2 protein-coding genes are annotated in these 3,954 nt (G+C 35.0%); both read left to right on the forward strand.

The genetic code is table 11. From position 1 onward, the window contains the following. Positions 1-1,469: 1,469 nt before the first annotated feature. Positions 1,470-2,351, forward strand: a complete 882-nt coding sequence (locus HC733_RS21635; RefSeq protein WP_190367050.1) for a LysR family transcriptional regulator — start codon at positions 1,470-1,472, stop codon at positions 2,349-2,351. Between the two features lie 739 nt (positions 2,352-3,090). Next, positions 3,091-3,636 (forward strand): DinB family protein, encoded by a 546-nt coding sequence (locus HC733_RS21640; protein ID WP_190367051.1) that lies wholly within the window; start codon positions 3,091-3,093, stop codon positions 3,634-3,636. Positions 3,637-3,954: the final 318 nt, after the last annotated feature.

The following is a 3,954-nucleotide window of genomic DNA, read 5'->3' on the forward strand; positions in this document are numbered from 1 at the left end:
TACGAAAATTGCGTCTAAGTTATTCATGCCCTTGTCCTTGGTAATCTTATGTTTCTTGGTCGAAAGATCTGATCACCACAAGGGCTTTTAGTTCATTTTCTTATGCGCAGCTCAGGTTAATTACGTATAGTCAATTAGTCAACTTTTCTTCAATAAAATTTTTTAAAACAATGCTTTAAGTGCATCTTGTTGGTGTTGAAACTGTCATGTATCCCAGCTTGCTAGAAAGATGCTTTTTGCCTGACATGGGTTCTATCGAAAACACATATTAAATTACTCTAGGGAATTATGATGAAAGCGAATCTATACCTTGCGTCTTTACTTGGCATGTCTCTATTCTCTGTTTCTGCTCTTGCAGGTTAGTGTGTTGAGAAAGAAATAAAAAGATCTGTAGCGGTAGAGTGGGATAAGGTTTACAACTATAGAAAGCAGTGCTTTTACAATTCCTATCAAGAATTCTTGCTCGGTGATGAGTGGCTAAGAAAAACAGCTGGCGGGAATATAAAACAGATTGGTATGCATCAAGCTCAGATCCACGATGCAAAAGTTATGTAGTAGATTACTACAATACTGTAGCGGTTAATAAGCCGATTAGGTATTACCCGCTATCGAGTGGAGCTGTGCCGTTCTCGCATTCAAATACAGAGTCAAAAGTAGTAAGCCACTTACCTGTTATGGGCATAAAACGGTGAGATTATGGCTTGATTCACGTACTGGTGAGCAGTGTATTCCAGAATAAACATAAACGCATTAAATAGGGGATATTAAGTCCCTTATTTATATTTGAAAAGCGGCTAGCGTGGGGGCGGAAGAAAACGTCAGGTGATAGTCTTGCGAAGGCTTAGTGTAGAGCAAGTGTTCTACAAAATAATCCCAACGCTTACGTGCACAATAGGGATTATTATCTAATCCTGAAATGAGAGATTATCTCTTTAAGAGGTAGAGCTATTCATCAAAAGTAGACCTCCGCAGGAGCTTTACATACACTTCATTTACACCCGAGTTGTATGCTGTTAGTAATAAATGTTATTGCGTTTTTTCAACTAAAAGCACAAGAAGACTCATGGTTATGTAAAAGATTTGCTTCTTGTTTTGTAAATAACAAATAAATAATTTTAACATAATTTTATCTTCTTTGCTTTGTAAGCAAATTACTTTAAATCTACCAAAACTTTTTAGGACAAGCTCAAACAGTTGCCCGTGCTATCTTTGACTCTTGACTTACATGGCTAAGTCGATACCCGATGCTAAGGTATATATATAAATTCTACAGTATAGAAAACACCCAAAAACACTGTTTATGTAACCTCAATATTGCATTTTCCTATGTTTTTTCTTTTGAGTACTTCATACGCGTATTAGTAAAACTGATATATTTATCAGGTATTAAAGTTGTTATTTAACTAATAAGTTATTGGATTCTAAGTATAAATATATATAATCAATGTATTCTTCAAGTGAGTGATGTGATGGTTATGAGACTTGAGCGTTCAGAGATAAGGGCTCTGCAAGCTGTTGTCGACCAAGGTGGCTTTCAAAAAGCAGCAGAGGTATTGCACTTATCTCAATCAGCAGTTAGCCAGTCGATATCAGGGCTAGAAAATAAAATTGGACTGAAAATTCTTGAAAGGGGACGAAATCAAAAGTTGACGCAAGCAGGTAAGCTTGTGTATTTGTATAGTGTCAGTACATTGAATGCAGAATCTAATTTAATACGTAGTATTGATAATTTAAAAAGACCAAAGCCCATCTTAAGTGTGGCGTTGAACTCTGAGGTGAGCAAAATTCATGCTGAAAGTTTAATAACAAAGTTTTACAACATTATGCCTGAGTGCAACCTTAAGTTTAAAGAGGTGCCAAGCGAGGATATCGGGGCGCTAGTTTCTAGCGGCAATGTAGAGCTTGGGTTAGGGCCACTTGATATGACTTATCAAGATATGAGCCAAATCGGGTTATATCAAGATAAGCAACTGCTAGTTGTATCTAAAAGTCACAAACACTATTCAGATATTATTTCGGGGAGCAGCTCAGCTTTATATAATACAACTTTGTTTACATCATTTTTAGAGAATGATACTGATGAATCTACGCTATTTAAGAGTAGTTTTCTAAATGTGACCGAAATAAGCTCGTTGTCATTAAGGTTGAAGTTGGTTTCTTTAGGTAATGGAGTTTGCTATTTAAGTGGTGAAGTAATTGAGCGGCTGGGCGGCACATATGACTTAGAGGTTATTCCTGATTGGAGTTACAGTATGGTTGAAAGGGAGATTGGTATTTTTTATCGCAGTGGTTCGAACCTATCAGAATCTTCATTAGGGTTTATAAATCTGTGTAAAAAGCACTGGGGGTAGCGGGCTTAAGCTGTTTTTGAAAGTTTACCAATGTTCAAGGAGGTACGATGGTTTTAACTCATTATTATGAAGTAGGCTTATTCTTTTTTTATTACGTCGTTTTATCCGTTTTATCCGTTTTATCCGTTTTATCCGTTTTATCCGTTTTATATGTTAGGTTGTAATTTCAAAGATATTGCGGTTAATGAAAAAGCATTATTAATAGTAAGGTGTTGTTTTAAATCATCTTTACCAACTCAGCGAGCGTGATTATTGGAACAGTGGCATGCCGTAGTAGCCATAAGCGTGGAGAGAAGTTAACATCTATTAAGAAGGTACTTAAATTCTTGCTCAGTAAATTAAAAAATGTAAGAGCTAGTGAGCATTGCGCAGATAACGTAAACGTCACCCCCAGCATCAGTGACTTAATGGAGAAAGTGAATAAACAGCAACATCAGCATCTACGAGTGCTTAACGAACCATTATTAAAACGGCGGAAATACTTTGGCAAAATTTTTTCACTATTTATTTAATGGCGCACCTGATTCAATAATCAAAACTTTGCACGGTGTTTTAGCATTACTTTCTATCACTCTCTCGATTGTAATTATATGGTTTCAATTATCGAAAATTTTAGATTGGAAGCGGAAAAGTTATACAGTAACGAGCACTCTGAAAGGAGTTTTTTAGTGTATAGATTCCACTTAATTAATACTCATAGCGAGTTTTATCACAACAATACAGTAAGAAGGAGGTGATTTTGAGTTATTTAGAACACTTCATATTAATGTCAAAATATAATTCAAGAATGAATGCACAGGTATTTAATAGTATGAGGGAGTTACCTGAAGAAGTGCTTCATCAAAATAAAGGTGCTTTTTTTGGGTCTTTAATGGGTACAGTTAATCATATTTTAGTTGGTGATATTATATGGTTAAGCCGCTTTTCTAAGCACTCTGAGTTATACACTGCATTGAGTGAGTTATTAATTGTTCTTCCCACTCCCAAAAAATTGGATGAAATATTATTTGCTTCACTAGAGCCGTTAGAACATATAAGGAAAAAAGTTGACTCAACAATTGAGTTTTGGCTTGTCAATGAGGTGAATGAAGCTGATATAGAGCGTTGCTTGAGCTATAAAAACTCGAGGGGAATAGTGAGTACTAAAAAGTTTTCGGAACTAGTTAGCCATCTATTTAACCATCAAACTCATCATCGGGGGCAGGTTACAACACTACTAACTCAATTGGGTATTGATATAGGAATTACAGACTACTTAATAGATATACCAAATCACAGTATCTAGTCCTATTGCAAGCTTTTGCATGTGACTTTAAATCTATAATAAATTATGACCAGTGAAGAGGTTCTTGTGCTATTTTATAACTGGTCCAGCCTGAAGTATAAAACTTTTATTTTAATTTATCATTTTATAAATGCATACTTCAATCACTACGTTCTGAGTCGTATTTTTTAATAGCGCATAATGTAATTCAACAATTCAACAATTCAACAATTCAACAATTCAACAATTCAACAATTCAACAATTCAACAATTCAACAATTCAACAATTCAACAATTCAACAATTCAACAATTCAACAATTCAACAATTCAACAATTCA

The organism is Pseudoalteromonas sp. S16_S37 (assembly GCF_014694405.1).
Taxonomy (GTDB): Bacteria; Pseudomonadota; Gammaproteobacteria; order Enterobacterales; family Alteromonadaceae; genus Pseudoalteromonas.